A 19,103-nucleotide genomic window follows, 5' to 3' on the forward strand; every position below is an offset into this window, starting at 1 on the left:
CTGAACGCGCCCACGGTGTCGACTTCTCTCTCGCAAAGGGGCGCAGGACCGCGTATCCGCACTTCACGACCGTGTGCCGCGCATTTCGGCCAAGGTGTTCACGCCGCATCCGACGTCCGGAACGGGTGCCTGCGCCCCACCGGCTGGACGCGTGGGCAAGCCTTCCGCGGCCGACGGCCCGAAGATCACGGGCCTCCGAGAAATTTACTCGCCCCTTACGAGCGGATGCCGCGATCGCCGCCCGGGGGGCCGCGCGCGGGCCCCTTCGATCCGCCTGCACCCCCGGTCCATGGAAAGCGCGCACTCCGTGAGCGACGCGACCACCGCGCGGGATCGAGGGCTCTGCGACCACGGCCGAGCGGGCCGCACCGGCGTCGACTCCGATGCCGATGCGGTCGCCCGCCGCCCGCCGCCCGCCGCCCGTAGCCCGTAGCCCGTAGCCCGGAGCCCTGAGCCCGTGGCCCGTAGCCCGTAGCCCGTAGCCCGTAGCCGGCAGGCTCGTACACGTGACACGACGTCGGTCCCGGGAAAGGAGCGCTCCCGGGACCGACGTCGCGCTACGGGTTCAGAACGCCGAGGTGTACGCGGCGAAGAAGGGGGCCTTCACCGGAGCACCGCCCGGACCGAAGCAGTTGACGGGAAGTTGCACGGTGCCGCCCGACCTCGCCCAGGGGGCGTACAGGCCGCAGTATCCGGGCCCGCTGCCGTAGGCGGTGACCTGTGCGGTGTCCGAGGGGACCGCCACCGACGGCAGGGTGACCACGAAGGGGGCTCCCGAACCGCCGAGGGTGTTGGTGGCACCGCTGGAGTTGTAGTTGGTGAGCGCGGGCAGTGATCCGTTGTACCAGAGGTGACCGAACGACTTCGGCGGGAAAGCCGGGCCGTGGACCGCCCGCAGGTAGGAGTAGCTCAGCGTCCACTTGGTGTCGTACGGCGCGTCGGACGCGTCGTAACAGGCGACCACGACCGTCTGGCCGGTGGCACCCGGCACCCAGTCGGACACCTTGCAGTGCGCGCCCTGCCGCGGGTCGACGGCGGTGACCTGGAGGTTGCCCGCGTAGGTCGCCAGTCCGAGACCCGGCAGCCAGGCCTTCCAGATGCCGGTGGAACCCTTGCTCACCGCGTTCACGGCGGTGGTGGAGTTGTACTGGGTGAGTACCGTCCCGCCGCTGTCGGAGTAGAGGTAGCCGTACGAACCGGTGGGCGTGGCCGGAACACCGCTGCTGGTGGTGTACAGGACGGTGAAGGTGGAGTTGTCGGGTGCGCCGCTCGGGAGATAGCAGTTCACGAACACGTCCTCGCCAGTGCCCACCTGCTTCCAGGCGGCGATCTGGCACCAGTGGGCGGCCTTGTTGACCGCGGTGGCGTGGGCGATTCCGCCCGGACCGCCGATCAGCGGGAAGTGCGCCACGTACGAACCGAGGCCCAGTTGGTCGACCTTGACGGGGTTGGCCGACGGGGAAGTCCAGCTGCCCCACTGGCGGGTGGGGTCGGGCACGTAGCCGGAGGGCGGCGTGGGGGTGTCCAGGTAGGCGAAGCCCCAGCGGTCGGGGACGGCGGCCTGCGCGGTTCCCGCGGTCGGAAGGGCTGCCGCCAGCAGTGCGGCCAGCATCCCGATGACGAGCAGAACGGCTCGAGCGCGTCTGTTCGCCGGTGGTGCGGTGCGGACGTGCATATGCGTACCCCCTGTGGGTGAGGTCGGTGCTGCCTGCGTGGTCCGTGCTGGGGCCCGGGGGCTGGGGTACGTCGTCCCGTCACCGCGAAGGTGGCGGTGTCCGGGCGACCCCGGCGTCCGGAGAGCGCGTCACCCGCTCCGAGCCCGGCGCTCAAGGTCCCAGAGAAACGGTTCGCCGCAGCCTTTCCGCTTCGGCCGTTCTGGGGACGTGGGCAACCGCCCCAGCAACCCCGAGTGCCCCTCCCCCCTCACGGAGGATCCTGCGCGACCGGCGGTCCGACCGATCAGCGGCGGTCTGGCGTCGCACCGTTCGTCTCCCGTACCACCCGCCCTTCGAGCACCACCGCGCGCTATGGCCTGAACGGACGGGTGAGACCTGAACCAGCCTTCGCAGAGAAACAGTTGGCCAAATGCCGGTAAAAACGCGGTCGGGTGGTCCAGTCCATCGCGCACTCTCCACCAGCACAAAGCCCGGCCCAGGGGGAATTGGTTTACCGCGCGCTTGGTCCAGACCATTGACGTGCCTCGGTCACCGCCGATTCCATGCACCATGCCACTGTCGGAAGGCAGTCGGCGGTTCTTGCCCCTTCCTCCACAGCTGGGACACCCATGAGACTCACGCGCTCGCTCCGCACGGTCGTCACCGCCACGGTCACGGCGGTGGCCGCCGCCGGCCTCACGCTGATCGGGGGGCCCGCCCAGGCGGCGACGCCTCTCCCCTCCCACGTCTTCGCCCCGTACTTCGAGACGTGGACCGGCGACAGCCCCGCCGCGCTGGCCGCCCAGTCGGGCACCAAGCACCTCACGATGGCGTTCCTCCAGACCGCGACGCCCGGTTCCTGCACGCTGTACTGGAGCGGCGACACCGGGATGCCGGTCGCCGCGTCCTCGTTCGGCAGCGACATCAAGACCATCCAGGCCAACGGTGGCGACGTCATCCCCTCGTTCGGCGGGTACACGGCCGACACCACGGGCACCGAGATCGCCGAGAGCTGCACCGACGTCAACCAGATCGCGGCGGCCTACGAGAAGGTCATCACCACGTACGACGTGTCCCGCCTCGACATGGACATCGAGGTCGACTCGCTGAGCAACACCGCGGGCATCGACCGCCGCAACAAGGCCATCAAGCTCGTCCAGGACTGGGCCGCCGCCAACGGACGCAAGGTGGAGATCTCCTACACCCTGCCGACCACCACGTCCGGACTCCCGTCCAACGCTCTCGCCGTCCTGAAGAATGCGGTCAGCAACGGCGCACGCGTCGACGTCGCCAACCTCATGACGTTCGACTACTACGACAACGCCACCCACAACATGGCGAACGACACCCAGACTGCGGCCCAGGGTCTCGTCAACCAGCTCGCGGCCCTCTATCCGGCCAAGACCTCGGCCCAGCTCTGGGCGATGGTCGGCATCACCGAGATGCCGGGCGTGGACGACTTCGGCCCCGCGGAGACCTTCACCCTCGCCAACGCGACCCAGGTCTACAACTGGGCCGTCTCGAAGGGCATCAACTTCCTCTCCTTCTGGGCGCTCCAGCGCGACAACGGAAGCTGCCCCGGCGGCGCCGCCGCGGACGGCTGCTCCGGCATCCAGCAGAACACCTGGGACTTCTCGCACATCTTCGCGCCCTTCACCGGCGGCACCACCACGACCCCGGCCAACGACTTCTCGCTGACCGCCACCCCGGCTTCCGGCTCCGTGACCGCCGGCAGCTCCGTCACCAGTTCGGTGAAGACGGCGGTGACGGCGGGCTCGGCGCAGACGGTGAGCCTCAAGGTCACCGGCGCACCGGCAGGCGTCACCGCCTCGCTCAGCCCCGCCTCCGTCACGGCGGGCGGCAGCTCGACGCTCACCCTGGCGACGACGTCGGCCGCCGCTTCGGGTACGTACACGATCAGCGTCACCGGCACCGGCGCGTCCGGGAGCCACACCGCGACCTACTCCCTCAAGGTGACCGGCGGAGCGACGACCCCGTGCGCGGCTGCCCCGTGGGCCGCGGCCTCGGTCTACACCGGCGGTCAGACGGTCTCGTACCAGGGCCACACCTGGAAGGCCCAGTGGTGGACGCAGGGCGAGGTCCCCGGCACCACGGGCCAGTGGGGCGTCTGGGTGGACCTCGGCGCCTGCTGAGGCCGACCGGGGGCGCTCCTCCCCGCTCCCGCGACTCCCGAGCTCCTCGGTTTCTCGCTCCTGATTCCTGATTCCGGAGAGCACCCGAACAGGTCCGACAGGGCCGGCAGCACGTCTGCCGGCCCTGTTTCCTTTGTGCCGGCGGTTCCGAGACGCGCCGCACGGCGGCCGGCTGTTCTCGGAAATGCCGACCGGTGCCCGATGAGTGCCCCATGAAAAGGTCGGCGGAAAGCGGTCTTGTACGCGACGGGCCGCCCGGGGCAGAGTTCGTCTCGCGGACGGGGACGGCACCCTCACCGATCCCCCGTTCACGTACTGGTGCCGGTTATCCCCCTGCCTGCTCCACTCCGGCCTCTCGACCTGAGCATGTGGAAGCCCGCGTGTGCATCCGGAGCGCGAGGGATCACGCGGGCGGAACGGCAGCGCGGACATCCGCGCACACGGGCCTCAGCCCCCGTCCAGGTGTCCGCGCCGCCGGGGGAGACCGTGACCCCCGCGCGGTCACCCGAGTTGTCGCCTTACGTAGTCCCATCCGGCACCCGTAGCTTCGAGGACGCTGTGACTGAAACGCATCGACGCCCCACGGCCCGCATCCACATCGAGAGCAGGGAGTGCGGCCCCGAGGTGCTGGAGCGGCTGACCGGCGCGACGTACTTCCCCGAACGGCTGCTCGGCCCCGCCATCGTGACGACCGTCTGCCGGGCCGGCGGCCACCTGCTCTACGTGACCGCGCCGAGCATGATCGACGGCGAGGAGCAGGTGGACTACTACCTCGGCCTGCTTCTGGGCGGTGCGCGCACGGCGGACGAGGAGCGCCTGCGGCGGATGCGCGCACGCGTACGCGTGCTCCCGCTCGACGACTCCACGACCCGCTGGCTCAGCACGAAGGTGCTCGATCCCGTCAGCCCACGTGCCGCCGACGTGCGCGCGCGGTTGCGGGAGTTCGCCGAGTCGCACCGGAGCGCCGGGGCGGACGTCCGGCTGAGTTACTTCGAACCGTCCGAGCCGCTGGAAGAGCTGGCCCGCGATCTGAACCTGCCGACCACCCAGCCCTCTTCGGCCCACATTCCGCTGGGCACCAAGCACTCCGGCCGGCAGATCTTCGCCGCCGCCGGAATTCCGGTTCCGGCGGGCAGCGGGGTGTGTCACGATCCCGGGACGCTCGCGTCGGCGGTCGCACGACTCGCCGCGAGCGGGGTGCGCGAGCTGGTGCTGAAGCTCGACAGCACGGCGTTCGGCGGGGGTCTCGGCAACGCGCGGCTCACGCTGGCGGACGGCATCACCTCGCCGGGCGGTGAGAGCGTCGAGGAGCGGGTCGCACGCGCGTTGCCCGGTGCGGTGCTCGTGGACCCCAAGCTCACCTGGCAGGAGTACGTGACCCTGATGAAGGACGACGGGGTGATCGCGGAGGAGATGATCACCCAAGTGCCGTTGCTCAGCCCGAGTTTCCAGGGGCGTCTGACCGAGCGGGGGACCGTGGAGGCGGTGTCCACCCACGACCAGGTCCTCGCCGACGACGGCCAGAGCTATCACGGGTGCACCTTCCCCGCCGCCGCCGACTACCGCCGGCAGCTCATCGATCACGGCCTGCGGGTGGGTGAGGTGCTGCGAGAACGGGGCGTCGGCAGCGGTGACTACGGCGTGGACTTCCTCGCTGCCCGGTCCGGTGACGGGTGGCGTCTGCTGGGTTGCGAGATCAATCTCCGCGCCACCGCCACCAAGCACCCCTTCACCATGGCCGGGGGGCTGCTCGGCGTGGGGCCGACCCCGGACGGACGCTTCGAGGTGGACGGCGCGGAGTACGTCTACGAGGCGTCGGACGTCATCATGGACCGCCGCTACCGGGGGCTGCGCCCGGCCCAGCTCATCGAGGCCGTCACCGGTTCGCCGATCGGCTACGACCCCGCCCGCAGAACCGGCGTGGTGCTCCATCTGATGAGCCCGGTCACCGAGTTCGGGAAGTTCGGCGCCCTGTGCATCGCCCGGAACCGTGCGCAGGCGGCCTCTCTGATGCGGGAACTCCGTTACCTTGTCGACCGGTTGACGCCGCGGGGCTGAGCGGGGCCGAGGAGTGGCCGGGCCGTCCGGCCGGCCCCCCTCCTCGGTGTCCCGGGCCGTGCGCGGGTCACAGGCCGCCGGCGAGCCGGTGGTAGGCCTGGTTCCAGCGCAGCTCACGGGCGAACTGCCGGGGCGTGGTGGACTCGTCGATGAGTACGAGTTCGGTACGCAGCATCTCGGCCAGGTCGTCCAGGTGTTCCGCCCCGAGGGCGGTGGTGAGCACCGTGTGGTGCGGTCCGCCGGCGGTGAGCCAGGTCTCCGTGGAGGTCCGCAGGCTGGGCCGGGGCCGCCACACGGCGCGGGCCACGGGCAGTGCGGGCAGCGGCTCGGTGGGGGCGACCACGTCGATCTCGTTGGCGACGAGCCGGAAGCGGTCGCCCAGGTCGGTCAGCCCGACGACGACGGCCGGACCCGCCGCGGCGTCGAAGACCAGACGGACCGGGTCCTCCCGGCCACCGATGCCGAGCGGGTGGATCTCGCAGCTCGGCACCTGGTCCGCGAGCGAGGGGCACACCTCCAGCATGTGCGCCCCGAGGATGAGTTCGTTGCCGGGCGAGAGGTCGTAGGTGTAGTCCTCCATGAAGGAGGTGCCGCCGGGCAGGCCGTGGGCCGCCGTCTTGAGGGTGCGCAGCAGGACGGCGGTCTTCCAGTCGCCCTCGCCGCCGAATCCGTACCCGTCCGCCATGAGCCGCTGAACGGCGATGCCCGGGAGCTGCCGGAGGCCGCCGAGGTCCTCGAAGTTGGTGGTGAAGGCGCCGAACCCGCCGTCGACGAGGAAGGTGCGCAGGCCCGCTTCGATGCGCGCCGCGTACCGGAGTGCCTCGTGGCGTTCGCCGCCGGCCCGCAGCGGCGCGGCCAGCCGGTAGGTGTCCTCGTACTCCTTGACGAGTCCGCCGACCTCCGCGTCGGTGGCGGAGTCGACGTGGGCGACGAGGTCGTTGACTCCGTAGGTGTTGACGGAGACCCCGAAGCGGAGCTGGGCGTCGACCTTGTCGCCCTCGGTGACGGCGACGTCGCGCATGTTGTCGCCGAAGCGGGCGACCTTGAGGGTGGCGAGTTCGGCCCGTCCGGCCGCGGCCCTCGCCCATGCGGCGATCCGCGCGCTGGTCACCGGATCGGTGACGTGTCCCGCCACGGTCTTCCGGGCGACGCCGATCCGGGACTGGATGTATCCGAACTCCCGGTCCCCGTGGGCGGCTTGGTTGAGGTTCATGAAGTCCATGTCGATGGTGGCCCAGGGCAGGGCGACGTTCGACTGGGTGTGCAGGTGCAGCAGTGGCTTGCGGAGGGCGTCCAGGCCTGAGATCCACATCTTCGCCGGCGAGAAGGTGTGCATCCAGGCGATCAGGCCGACGCACCGCTCGTCGGTGTTGGCGTCCAGGCAGATCTTGCGGATCGCGGAACTGTCCGTCAGCACGGGTTTCCAGACGATCCGGACGGGCATGTCGGCGGAGTCGGCGAGGGTGGCGGCGATGGTGCCGGACTGTTCGGCCACCTGGCGGAGCGTCTCCTCTCCGTAGAGGCCTTGGCTGCCGGTGAGGAACCATATTTCGCGGGCGGAGGGGGCCATGCTGGACACGGGGACTCCCGGTGGGTGAAGTGGAGCGGGTCGGGTGGCGGTCGTCCGGCGGGTCAGTCGGCCGGGGTGCTGGTGAGTGCCTGGTTGCGGATGCGGCGCAGTCGGTGGAGGAGTCCGTCCCGGACGCCGAAGTGCTCGTGGAGCAGGCGGTATTCGGCGAAGAGCGCGTCGTAGGCGTCGGCGCGTGCGGGGTCGGGGACGTACACGTTCCGGTGGAGCCTGCCCATGGCGGCCGTCGCGGCGCGGACGTCGGGATGGGCGCCGGCGGCGACGGCGGCGTGGATGGCGGAGCCGAGCGCGGAGCCCTGTTCGGAGGCGGCGAGGGAGACGGGGCGGCGCAGGACGTCGGCGTAGATCTGCATGAGCAGGGTGTTTTTCTTGAGCCCTCCGGTGACGATGAACTCGTCGACCGGTACTCCGCCGGATTCCAGCGTCTCGACGATGACCCGGGTGCCGAAGGCGGTGGCTTCCAGCAGGGCCCGGTAGACGTCCTCGGGGCGGGTGGTCAGGGTGAGTCCGACGACGACACCGGAGAGGTGGTGGTCCACCAGTACGGACCGGTTCCCGTTCATCCAGTCCAGGGCCACCAGCCCGTGCCCGCCGACCGGCTGGGCGGCGGCCTTGCGGGTCAGCAGGGTGTGCAGGTCCTCGCCCCGGGAGGCGGCTTCTGCCGCGTAGTCGGCGGGGACGCCCTGACTGATGGCCCAGCCGAAGATGTCGCCGACCGCGCTCTGGCCCGCTTCGTAGCCGTAGGCGCCCTCGACGACTCCGCCGTTGACGACTCCGCAGATGCCGGGGACGTCGGCGAGGGCGGGGCCGTTGACCACGTGGCAGCTGGAGGTGCCCATGATGGCCAGCAGCCGGCCGTTCTCGACCGCCTGGGCGGCGGCGGCAGCGACGTGCGCGTCGACGTTGCCCGCAGCAACTGCGGTCCCCTCGGGCAGGCCGGTCCACTCCGCCGCCCGGGCGGTCAGCGAGCCGACGCGTGAACCGAGCGCCGCCAGCGGGAATTCCAGGCGGGTACGTGCGAAGTCCGCGAAGTCCGGGTGCAGGGCGGCGAGGTACTCCTCCGTGGGGTAGGAGCCGTCCTGGTGGATGCCCTTGTACCCGGCGGCACAGGCGTTGCGGGACTCGGTTCCGGTGAGCTGCCACACGATCCAGTCGGACGCCTCGATCCAGCGTGCGCACCGGGCGTAGACCTCGGGGTCCTCCTCCAGCACCTGGAGCGCCTTGGCGAACTGCCACTCCGCGGAGATCTTTCCGCCGTAGCGGGCGATCCACTTCTCGCCCCTTTCGTGGGCGAGTGCGTTGATCCGGTCGGCCTGGTCCTGCGCGGCGTGGTGCTTCCAGAGCTTGGGCCAGGCGTGGGGCCTGCCGGCGAGCTCCGTCGCGGCGAGCGGGGTGCCGTCGGCCAGGGTCGGGAGCACCGTGCAGGCCGTGAAGTCCGTGGCGACCCCGACGACGGCACGGGGGTCGATTCCGGCCGCCCGCACCGCGGCGGGCACCGCCGTCCGGAGTACCTCGCACCAGTCGTCCGGATGCTGCAGCGCCCAGTCGGGGGGAAGAGGTGTCTCCCCGCCCGGCAGTTGGCGGTCGATCACGCCGTGCGTGTACTCGTGCACGGCTGAGGCGAGTTCCTCGCCGTCGCGCACGCGGACGACGACGGCGCGTCCGGAGAGCGTGCCGAAGTCGACGCCCACGGTGTACTGCTCGGCGCCCGCCGGACCTGACGGGTCGTAAGGCGTACGGGACGGATGGGTAGTCACCAGGGTTGCCCTTCGGGAAAGGTGGCCGACAGGCGGCCCACCAGCGGCAGTGATGCGCGGAGCCGAATGAGCGGACCGCCGACAGCCGAAAGTGTGAACGCTAACAATTGTGAAATCAAGAGCACTGCGGCTGCTTCGCCTTTCGTGTTCCACCCCGACCCCTTCGGCACAGCCCGTGCCGGGGACCGAGCCCGACGCCACCGCACTCCCGCGCCCACGCCCCCTGCGGCCCGCCCGCCCGACGAGGATCCGGGCGCCGGGACACCGGGCGGCGATGGGGAGACGGTGCGCAACTAGGCCGCCGCAAACGGAACTTATCCTTCCCGTGGCGGGGCCCAGGGACTGCCACCGCGCCCCCTCCTCGCCCCTCGGGCCCACCCTCCATGCGGCGCCATGTCACAAACAGGTAACTCGCGCACAGGGCTTGAGATACCGCAGTGTTAGCGCTCACACTGCTCGCGGCGCATCCCAGAACTTCCGCCGTCACCACCCGGGTCTCCGGCCGTGCCGGAAGCACCGCACCGTCTCCGGCCGGGCCCACTCCCCGTGCGGCGTACCGGATCGCATCACGTCGGCAGCGACGACATCCCTCCGAGAGGACACACCACCATGGCCCGCAGAATCGCCTACGCCCTCGCCGTCGGCATCCTCGCCGCGTCGACGATGACCGCATGCTCCGCCGAGACGACTCCGTCCGGCGGCGGCGCCGGCGGGAACAAGTCCGACGGCAAGCTCGTCCTCGGCTTCGCCCAGGTGGGTGCGGAGAGCGGTTGGCGTACCGCCAACACCAAGTCCGTCCAGGACGCGGCCAAGAAGGCCGGCATCACCTTGAAGTTCTCCGACGCGCAGCAGAAGCAGGAGAACCAGATCAAGGCGATCCGCACCTTCATCCAGCAGCGCGTGGACGTCATCGCCTTCTCACCCGTGGTCGAGTCCGGCTGGGACACCGTCCTCAAGGAGGCGAAGGACGCGGGCATCCCGGTGATCCTCACCGACCGGGCCGTGGACTCGCAGGACACCTCGCTCTACAAGACCTTCCTGGGCTCCGACTTCATCAAGGAGGGGAAGTCGGCCGGTGAGTGGCTGACCTCCGAGTACAAGAACGAGACCGGCCCCGTCAACATCGTCGAACTCCAGGGGACCACGGGTTCGGCCCCGGCCAACGACCGGAAGGCCGGCTTCGGCGAGGTCATCAAGGCCGACCCGAAGTTCAAGATCGTCGCCTCCCAGACCGGCGACTTCACCCGCGCCAAGGGCAAGGAGGTCATGCAGGCCTTCCTCAAGTCCCAGAAGGACATCGACGTGCTGTACGCGCACAACGACGACATGGCTCTGGGTGCGATCCAGGCCATCGAGGAGGCGGGCAAGAAGCCGGGTACCGACATCAAGATCATTTCGGTGGACGGCATCAAGGACGCCTTCACCGCCATGACCGAGGGCAAGATCAATGTCGTCGTCGAGTGCAACCCCCTCCTCGGCGACCAGCTGATGGAACTCGCGAAGAAGGTCGCGGCGGGAGAGAGCGTCCCGGCACGCGTCGAGACCGTGGAAGGCGTCTTCCCGCAGGACAAGGCAGCGGCGGCCCTGCCGACCCGCAAGTACTGACGCCGCCCGAGGCGAACCGGCCGGACCGCGCGTACCGGACATCACCGGTACGCACCCACGTGACCGGACCCCCAGGACCACCGGACCGCGCCGGCGGAGCGTACGCGACGAACCCCCGGCTCGTCGGCTCCCCCGGCCACACCCGACGAGAGGAGGGCGGATGGCAGCCCCACCCACCCTTGAGACGAACCCCGCCGACCGCCCGCGGCCGGTGCTCGAAGCCCACGGCATCCGCAAGGAGTTCCCCGGCGTGCTGGCCCTGGACGGGGTCGCCCTGCGGCTCTATCCGGGAGAGGTCCATGCCCTGATGGGCGAGAACGGCGCCGGCAAGTCCACCTTGATCAAGGTGCTCACCGGGGTGCACCCCGCGGACGGCGGCACCATCCTCGTCGACGGCGAGGCCCGGGAGTTCGGCGATCCGCTCCAGGCGCAGAACGCCGGAATCAGCACCGTCTACCAGGAGGTGAACCTCTGTTCCAACCTCTCGGTGGCGGAGAACATCCTCATCGGACGCGAGCCGCGCCGATTCGGCCTCATCCACTGGTCCGCGCTGCGCCGCCGGGCCGGTGAACTCCTGGCGGAACTGGAGCTGGACCTCGACGTCACCGGTCCGCTGGACTCGCACTCCCTCGCGGTCCAGCAACTGGTGGCCATCGTCCGGGCGGTGGACGTCTCGGCGAAGGTGCTCGTCCTGGACGAGCCCACCTCCAGCCTCGACCGCGAGGAGGTCGCCCAGCTCTTCACCCTGGTGCGGCGGCTGCGCGACCGGGGCGTGGCCATCCTCTTCGTGACCCACTTCCTGGACCAGGTCTTCGAGATCTGCGACCGGGTCACGATCCTGCGCAACGGCCGGCTCGAAGGTGAGTACCCCATCGGGGAGCTCACCCACGTCTCTCTGGTGCAGCGCATGATCGGCGGCGAACTGGCCACCCTGGACGAGCTCTCGGAAGCGGCGCGCGAGGAGGCCGAGGAGCGCACGACCGAGGAACCCTTCATCCAGGCACGAGGGTTGGGACGGACCGGATTCATCGAACCGTACGACCTCGACATCCGCCCCGGCGAGGTGATCGGGCTGGCGGGGCTCCTCGGCTCGGGCCGCACGGAAGCCGCGCGGCTGCTCTTCGGCGCCGACGGCGCGGACACCGGGGAGCTGCGCGTCCAGGGCGAGACCGCCTCGCTGCGCACCCCCCGGGCCGCCATCGGCCGCCGGATCGCCTTCTGCTCCGAGAACCGCAAGTCCGAGGGGCTGGTGGGCGAGCTCACCGTGCGCGAGAACATCGTGCTGGCGATGCAGGCGGCACGCGGCTGGACCAGGCCGATTTCGCGGACCAGGCAGGAGGAACTGACGCGGCACTGGATCTCCGCGCTGGACATCCGCCCCACCGACCCGGAGGCGCAGGTACGTCACCTCAGCGGCGGCAACCAGCAGAAGGTGCTGCTCGCACGCTGGCTGCTGACCGATCCCAAGCTGCTGATCCTGGACGAGCCGACCCGCGGCATCGACATCGGCGCCAAGGCCGAGATCCAGAAGCTCGTCGCCCGGCTCTCCGCCCAGGGCACGGCGGTGCTCTTCATCTCGGCCGAACTGGATGAGGTCCTCCGGCTGAGCCACCGCATCGGCGTACTGCGGGACCACCGCATGGTCGCCACCCTGACCAACGACGCCACCGTCACCCCGGAACGCATTCTCGCCACCATCGCCACCGGAGAGGACTCATGACCCCGCACCCCGCCAAGGGCCCGTCGGCCGGCGGCGTCGGACAACGGCTGCTGCGCCACCGGCTGTTCTGGCCCTCGGCCGTCCTGGCGGCCCTGCTGCTCGGCAACCTCGCCTTCACCCACGACTTCTTCGCCATCCACGTCCGGGGCGACCACCTCTACGGCAGCCTGATCGACATCCTCCAGTTCGGCGCCCCTCTCATCCTGGTGTCGCTGGGCATGACGCTCGTCATCGCGACCCGCGGCATCGACCTCTCGGTCGGCTCGACGGTCGCCATCGCCGGCGCGCTGGCCTGCGAGCACATCGCGGGTTCGTCGCACCCCGGCAGCGTCTCCACCGTGCTCACCGCGGTCGCCGTCGCGCTGGGCGTCGCGGTGGTACTCGGCCTGGTCAACGGCACGCTGGTGTCGCGGCTGGGCGTGCAGCCCATCGTGGCGACGCTGATCCTCATGGTCGCCGGCCGGGGCATCGCCCAACTGGTCTCGGACGGCCAGATCATCACCGTCACCAGCGGTCCGTACAAGATGATCGGCGGCGGCTACTGGCTGATGTTCCCGTTCGCCGTCCTGCTGGCGGCGGTGATCGTGGTCCTGACCTCGCTGGTGACCCGGCGCAGCGCGCTGGGGCTGCTGATCGAGTCGGTGGGCGGCAACCCGGCCGCCAGCCGGCTGGTCGGCATCCGGGCGGCGGGCCTGCTGACCGTGGTCTACGTCTTCTGTGCCCTCTGCGCCGCCGTCGCCGGGCTGATGATCAGTTCCAACGTGTCCAGCGCGGACGGCAACAACGCGGGTCTCTGGATCGAGCTCGATGCCATCCTCGCGGTGGTCATCGGCGGGACCGCGCTGACCGGCGGCCGGTTCTCCCTCGGCGGGACGGTGCTCGGCGCACTGATCATCCAGACCCTCTCCACGACGGTCTACACCCTGGGCGTCCCGCCCGAAACGACGCTGGTCTTCAAGGCCTTCGTCGTGATCGCGGTCTGCCTCATCCAGTCGCCCGTCTTCCGGGCGAAGGTCCTGAGCCGCTGGAGACCGGCGCCCTCCCGGCAGAACGCCGCGGCGGACGAAGGCCCGCTCCCGCAGGAGGTACGTACATGAGCACCGGCATAGCAGGTGTCGCCGACACCCTCACGCGGCCGTTCCGCGCCCCCCTCTCCCCCCGCGCCCGCACCCGCGTCCCGCTGGTGGTCACCGCGGTGCTCCTGGTGGCGATGTTCGCCGTCGGGTCGGCGCGTTACGACGGGTTCTTCTCCACCCAGGTGCTGCTGAACCTGCTGATCGACAACAGCTTCCTGCTGGTGGTCGCCATCGGCGTCACCTTCGTCATCCTGACCGGCGGCATCGACCTGTCGGTCGGCTCGGTGGTTGCCCTGTCGACCATGCTCACCGCCTGGCTGGTGGAGCGGCAGGGCTGGCCCCTGTTCGCCGTCATTCCGCTGGTCCTGCTGGTGGGCGCCGGTGGCGGGGCCCTGATGGGCTGGGTCATCCACACGTTCGAGATCCAGCCCTTCATCGTCACGCTGGCCGGCATGTTCCTGGCCCGCGGCCTCTGCTACACGATCAGCACCGAGTCCATCTCCATCAGCGACCCGACCACGGTCACCATCGCCCAGACCCGGCTGGTGATGCCCGGAGGGCTGTTCGTCTCGCCCGCCGTCGTCATCGCGCTGGTCGTCCTCGCCGTGGCCTTCGTCGCTCTCCACCACACCCGCTTCGGCCGCAACGTCCACGCTCTCGGCGGCAACGAGACCTCCGCCCGCCTGATGGGGCTGCCCGTGGGCTCCACCAAGGTGGCGGTGTACGCGGTGAGCGGGCTGTGCTCCGCACTCGGCGGTGTGCTGCTGACGTTCTACATGCTCTCCGGCTACGCACTGCACGCGGTCGGGATGGAACTCGACGCGATCGCGGCGACGGTGATCGGTGGCACCCTGCTCACCGGCGGTTCCGGCTTCGTCCTCGGCACCGCGCTCGGCGTCCTGGTCCTCGGCATGATCCAGACGGTCATCAACTTCCAGGGCACGCTGAGCTCCTGGTGGACCCGGATCGTGATCGGCGCACTGCTCTTCGTCTTCATCGTGCTCCAGCGGCTCCTGGGCGGAAACCGGAAGTCCACGGGCTGACCCCGGGGCCGGTCCGCCGGCCCACGCACTCCCCCGGGCCCCCGCCCGGACCACGAACCGACATCGAGGGATACCCGCATGCGCCACCCGCCCGAGTCTCCGGCCGCCCCGCCGCAGACGCCCGACGAACATCCGGACCCGACCGGCCGCCCGTACCGACTCCCCGGCACCGGTACGGGTGACCGCTGGGTGTTCGGCTTCCCCGGGCAGGCCCGCGCGGAGGTCCACACTCTCGGTGCCCGACTCCACTCGCTGCTGCTCCCCGACCGGTGGGGCCACTTCGCGGACGTGGTGCTCGCGGGTGCGGACGCCCGGACGGTACGCGGGCCGGCCTCCTACTTCGGTGCGACGGTGGGCCGTTACGCCAACCGGATCGCCGGAGGCCGGCTCGTGGTGGACGGTGTGGTCCGGCAGCTGGACACCCAGGACACCGGCCACACCCTGCACGGCGGCCCGGACGGCTTCGACCGCCGGGTGTGGCGCGCCGAACCGGTCCACACCACCGACCGCACCGGCGTACGGTTCTTCCTGCGCAGCCCCGACGGGGACCAGGGCTTCCCCGGCACCCTGAGCGTCCGGCTCACCTGCACGCTGGACCGCCACAACGCCCTGACGTTCGACTACCACGCGGTGAGTGACGCGCCGACGGTCGTCAACCTCACCAACCACGCCTACTGGAACCTGGAGGGAGAGGGCAGCGGCGACGTGCTCGGCCACGAGCTCCAGATCCACGCACCGCGCTGGACTCCCGTCGACGCGGCGCTGATCCCGAGCGGCCCCCACCGGCCGGTCGAGGGAACCCCCTTCGATCTGCGCCGCCCCCGCCGCCTTTCCGGGGTGTTTGCCCGGGACGACGAGCAACTACGTCTGGCCGGAGGCGGTTTCGATCACAACTGGGTGCTCGGTGACGCTCCTTCGGCGCGGCCGCGCAGTGCTGCGACGCTCCACGCACCCGCCTCCGGCAGGCGTCTGGAGGTGCGCACCAGCGAACCGGGGATGCAGGTGTACACCGGCAACCTCCTCGCGGGCGAGATCACCGGCAAGAGCGGACGCCCCTACGGCCCGCACGCGGGGGTGGCACTGGAGACCCAGCACTTCCCCGACTCACCCAACCGCGCCGACGACCCCAGCACCCTCGTCCGGCCCGGGGAGGTGTACCGCTCCAGCACGGTGCTGCGCTTCTCCGTCACGGAGGAGTGACCCGGGCCCGCCCGTAGCGCGGCACCGGCACCGCACCGCACCGCACCGACGGCCGTGTTGAACGCCGCTGAACGGGCCGCCGTTTCGCCACCAACCGGCGCTCCCCGAGGGAATCCCCGGGAAGCGCCGGGCCTTCGGCGTACCCCGGGGTGACCTGCGCATTCCTCCACCGGCAGCGTTCCGAGCAACCCAGGACGCGCACTATTGACATGTCCATTGTTAGCGTTAACACTCCATGACGCACGGTTGTTCCGGTACCCCCCGGCCGACGCGGTGGCGTTCTCTCGCCGTCGTGACCGGACCACCACCACCGCCGCCCGAAGCGCCCACCCGCGCCACCCGCCCCCGTCCCGCCTCCGGCACGGCGCCCCGGGCGCTTCCCCCACGGTTCCGCGCCGCGAGTACGGAGTCGCGTCCACCTCGTCGCCCCCCTTGTCCAACCAGCGGGACGCGAACTCCCTGGTCACCGGCCGAGCCCTCCCGGTCCGCCGCCCACTCCCCCCTCGGAAGGACGACCACACCATGACCGCGATGAACCGCCGACTCTTCTTCTCCGCCTCGGGAGGGGTGGCACTCGCCGCGCTCGCGCCGGCACTCGCCACCGCCCCGGCTGCGGCCGCCACCGGCACCTCCCCCGCGGTCCCCCCGGTCCGCGCCGAGACGGGCGCACTCGTGCAGCCCTTCCCGTTGGGCAGCGTCCAGCTCACGGCGGGCCGCTGGCGGGAGAACATGGACCGTACGCTGGCCTATCTCCGCTTCATCGACCCCGACCGGCTGCTGTACAACTTCCGCTCCAACCACGGGCTCTCCACCCGGGGAGCCGAGCAGTGCTACGGCTGGGAGGCGCCGGACTTCGAGTTCCGCAGCCACAGCCAGGGGCACTTCCTCAGCGCGTGGGCGCAGGCGTACGCGGTCACCGGGGAGAGCGTCTTCCTGGACCGGCTCGTCTACATGGTCGCCGAACTCGCCAAGTGCCAGAGCGCGCCCACCAGTTACCGGGCCGGCTATCTCTCGGGATTCCCCGAGTCCGACTTCGACACCGTGGAGACGGGGGTACGCAAGGGCGTGCCCTACTACTGCGTCCACAAGACGCTGGCGGGGCTGCTGGACGCATGGCGGCTGACCGGGCTCACCCAGGCGCGCGACGTGCTGCTCGCTCTCGCCGGGTGGGTGGACGTCCGGACGGCGCGTCTCACCACGGCGCAGATGCAGACGACCCTGAGGATCGAGTTCGGAGGCATGAACGCGGTCCTCACCGACCTGTACCAGCAGACCGGAGAGAGCCGCTGGCTGACCGTGGCGCGGCGCTTCGACCACGCGGCCGTCATCGACCCGCTGGCGGCGGGCACCGACAGTCTGGACGGACTGCACGCCAACACACAGATCCCGAAGATCGTCGGCAGTGCGCGGGAGTACAAGGCGACCGGGACCGCGCGCTACCGGGACATCGCGGTCAACTTCTGGAACATCGTCACGACGAACCACACCTACGTGATCGGCGGCAACAGCGTCGGAGAGTTCTTCAGGGCTCCGGGGGCCATCGGCCAGTACCTGAACGACAACACGTGCGAGAGCTGCAACACGTACAACATGCTCAAGCTCACCCGCGAGCTGTACACCCTCGACCCCACCCGGGCCGCGTACGCGGACTACTACGAGCGGGCTCTGACCAACCAGCTCGTCGGGCAGCAGGACCCCGGCGACCCGCACGGTCACGTCTGCTACTTCACCCCGCTCAACCCCGGCGGCCGGCGTACCTACAGCCGGGACTACGACACCTTCACCTGCTGCCAGGGCACCGGCCTGGAGACGCACACCAAGCTCACGGACTCGGTGTACTTCTCCGACTCGGCGGGCCTCTGGGTGAATCTCTTCGTCCCCTCGGTCCTGACCTGGTCCGAACGCGGTGTCACGGTCACCCAGACGACCACGTTCCCGGCGTCGGACACCACCGTACTGAAGGTGACGGGCACCGCGGGCCGATGGGTGCTGCGGGTGCGGATCCCCGGCTGGACCACGGGCGCCTCGGTCAGCGTCAACGGCACCGCCCAGAACCTGGCCCTGACGCCGGGCAGTTATGCCGCGCTCGACCGCACCTGGGCCTCCGGGGACACCGTCACCCTGCGGTTCCCCATGCGGCTCGCGCTGAACGGCACCCCCGACCGGCCCCAGGTGCAGGCGGTCTCCTACGGTCCGGTGGTGCTCAGCGGCGCGTTCGGCAGCACCGCGCTCGGGGGCGTCCTGCCCGTACTCACCACCGCCTCGATCGCCGCGACGGCGACGCCCCTGACGTTCACCGCCAAGGCGAACGGTGCCTCCGTCAACCTCATCCCCTTCTACGACAACCACCACCAGAACGCCACTGTCTACTGGGACGCCGACGGCAAGGCCGGCGTCGCCGGCTTCCGGCTCGTCAACGCCCAGAGCGGTCTCGTCCTGGGAATCCAGGACATGTCCACGGCCGACGGCGGCGTGGCGCTCCAGTGGGACGACAGTGGCACCCCCGACCACGACTGGCAGCTCGTCCCGGACGGCGGCGCGCTCAGGCTCCGCAACGCCAACAGCGGCAAGGTGCTGGGCGTACGCGACATGTCCACGGCCGACGACGCGGACGTGCTGCAGTGGAACGACTCGGGCACGGCCGACCACCTCTGGACCCCGCTCGACACCGGTGACGGCACGCACCGCCTCCGCAACACCCACAGCGGGAAGGTACTCGGCATCAGGGCGGGGTCCACCGCCGCGGGGGCACGGGCCGTCCAGGACAGCGACAACGGCGGCACCGACAACGCCTGGTGGTTCGTCCCCAGTGGTTACCACCGCATCCAGAACCTGCGCAGCGGGCTGGTGCTGGGCATCAGCGGCATGTCCACCGCGAACGGCGGGCTCGCGGTCCAGTGGAGCGACAGCGGCACCGACGACCATCTCTGGCAGGCGGTACGGGACACCGCCGGGCGGTTCCGGCTGCGCAACCTGCACAGCGGCAAGGTCCTGGGGGCCGAGGGCTCCTCCCAGGCGGCCGGGGCGCGGGTCCTCCAGTGGGACGACAACGGCACCACCGACCACCTCTGGCAGCTGCGGCACGGCTCGGCCGGCTACTTCCGTATCCGGAATGCCAACGGCGGGCGGGTCCTGGGCGTCCTGAACGCGTCGGCCGCCCAGGGGGCGCAGCTCGTGCTGTGGGACGACAACGGCACGGACGACCACCTGTGGCGCTTCGTGTGACGGGACAGCCCCGCCCCCGGTCC

At 70.6% G+C, this 19,103-nt stretch carries 11 protein-coding genes; 8 read left to right on the forward strand and 3 right to left on the reverse strand.

The window, feature by feature from the left end:
* Positions 1-565: 565 nt before the first annotated feature.
* The gene (locus ACFYPN_RS23795) at positions 566-1,675 is read right to left on the reverse strand and encodes a hypothetical protein (RefSeq protein WP_358757546.1); all 1,110 of its coding nucleotides are present in this window, start codon (positions 1,673-1,675) and stop codon (positions 566-568) included.
* 609 nt (positions 1,676-2,284) lie between these two features.
* On the opposite strand from ACFYPN_RS23795, the gene ACFYPN_RS23800 reads away from it, so the two are divergent.
* Positions 2,285-3,808: a glycosyl hydrolase family 18 protein gene (locus ACFYPN_RS23800; RefSeq protein ID WP_358757548.1), complete on the forward strand. Its 1,524-nt coding sequence runs from the start codon at positions 2,285-2,287 to the stop codon at positions 3,806-3,808.
* A gap of 558 nt (positions 3,809-4,366) precedes the next feature.
* Positions 4,367-5,866 carry a peptide ligase PGM1-related protein gene (locus ACFYPN_RS23805; protein ID WP_358757550.1) on the forward strand — a complete coding sequence of 500 codons (1,500 nt, stop codon included), beginning with the start codon at positions 4,367-4,369 and terminating at the stop codon, positions 5,864-5,866.
* A 67-nt stretch (positions 5,867-5,933) separates the two neighbouring features.
* Here ACFYPN_RS23805 and araA read toward each other — a convergent pair whose 3' ends face one another.
* Positions 5,934-7,436 (reverse strand): L-arabinose isomerase, encoded by a 1,503-nt coding sequence (araA, locus tag ACFYPN_RS23810; RefSeq protein WP_358757637.1) that lies wholly within the window; start codon positions 7,434-7,436, stop codon positions 5,934-5,936.
* A gap of 62 nt (positions 7,437-7,498) precedes the next feature.
* Positions 7,499-9,145 (reverse strand): ribulokinase, encoded by a 1,647-nt coding sequence (locus ACFYPN_RS23815; RefSeq protein ID WP_358757639.1) that lies wholly within the window; start codon positions 9,143-9,145, stop codon positions 7,499-7,501.
* A gap of 675 nt (positions 9,146-9,820) precedes the next feature.
* On the opposite strand from ACFYPN_RS23815, the gene ACFYPN_RS23820 reads away from it, so the two are divergent.
* The 6 genes from ACFYPN_RS23820 (at position 9,821) to ACFYPN_RS23845 (ending at position 19,080) form a co-directional block, all read left to right on the forward strand.
* Positions 9,821-10,816, forward strand: coding sequence for an ABC transporter substrate-binding protein (locus ACFYPN_RS23820; RefSeq protein ID WP_358757552.1), 996 nt, complete (start codon positions 9,821-9,823; stop codon positions 10,814-10,816).
* 160 nt (positions 10,817-10,976) lie between these two features.
* A complete protein-coding gene (locus ACFYPN_RS23825; RefSeq protein ID WP_358757554.1) occupies positions 10,977-12,536 on the forward strand; it encodes a sugar ABC transporter ATP-binding protein in 1,560 nt (519 codons plus the stop codon).
* Positions 12,533-13,633 (forward strand): ABC transporter permease, encoded by a 1,101-nt coding sequence (locus ACFYPN_RS23830; RefSeq protein ID WP_358757556.1) that lies wholly within the window; start codon positions 12,533-12,535, stop codon positions 13,631-13,633. Before ACFYPN_RS23825 ends, ACFYPN_RS23830 begins: the two co-directional genes overlap by 4 nt.
* Entirely contained in the window at positions 13,630-14,655 is a 1,026-nt protein-coding gene (gene yjfF / locus ACFYPN_RS23835; protein ID WP_358757558.1) for a galactofuranose ABC transporter, permease protein YjfF, read from the forward strand. The genes ACFYPN_RS23830 and yjfF overlap by 4 nt, the downstream gene beginning before the upstream one ends.
* 78 nt (positions 14,656-14,733) lie before the next feature.
* Complete coding sequence (locus ACFYPN_RS23840) at positions 14,734-15,855, forward strand: aldose epimerase family protein (RefSeq protein ID WP_358757560.1); 1,122 nt, start codon at positions 14,734-14,736, stop codon at positions 15,853-15,855.
* 522 nt (positions 15,856-16,377) lie between these two features.
* A complete protein-coding gene (locus ACFYPN_RS23845; RefSeq protein WP_358757562.1) occupies positions 16,378-19,080 on the forward strand; it encodes a beta-L-arabinofuranosidase domain-containing protein in 2,703 nt (900 codons plus the stop codon).
* Positions 19,081-19,103: the final 23 nt, after the last annotated feature.

It is taken from the genome of Streptomyces sp. NPDC005576, assembly GCF_042871745.1.
Taxonomy (GTDB): domain Bacteria; phylum Actinomycetota; class Actinomycetes; order Streptomycetales; family Streptomycetaceae; genus Streptomyces.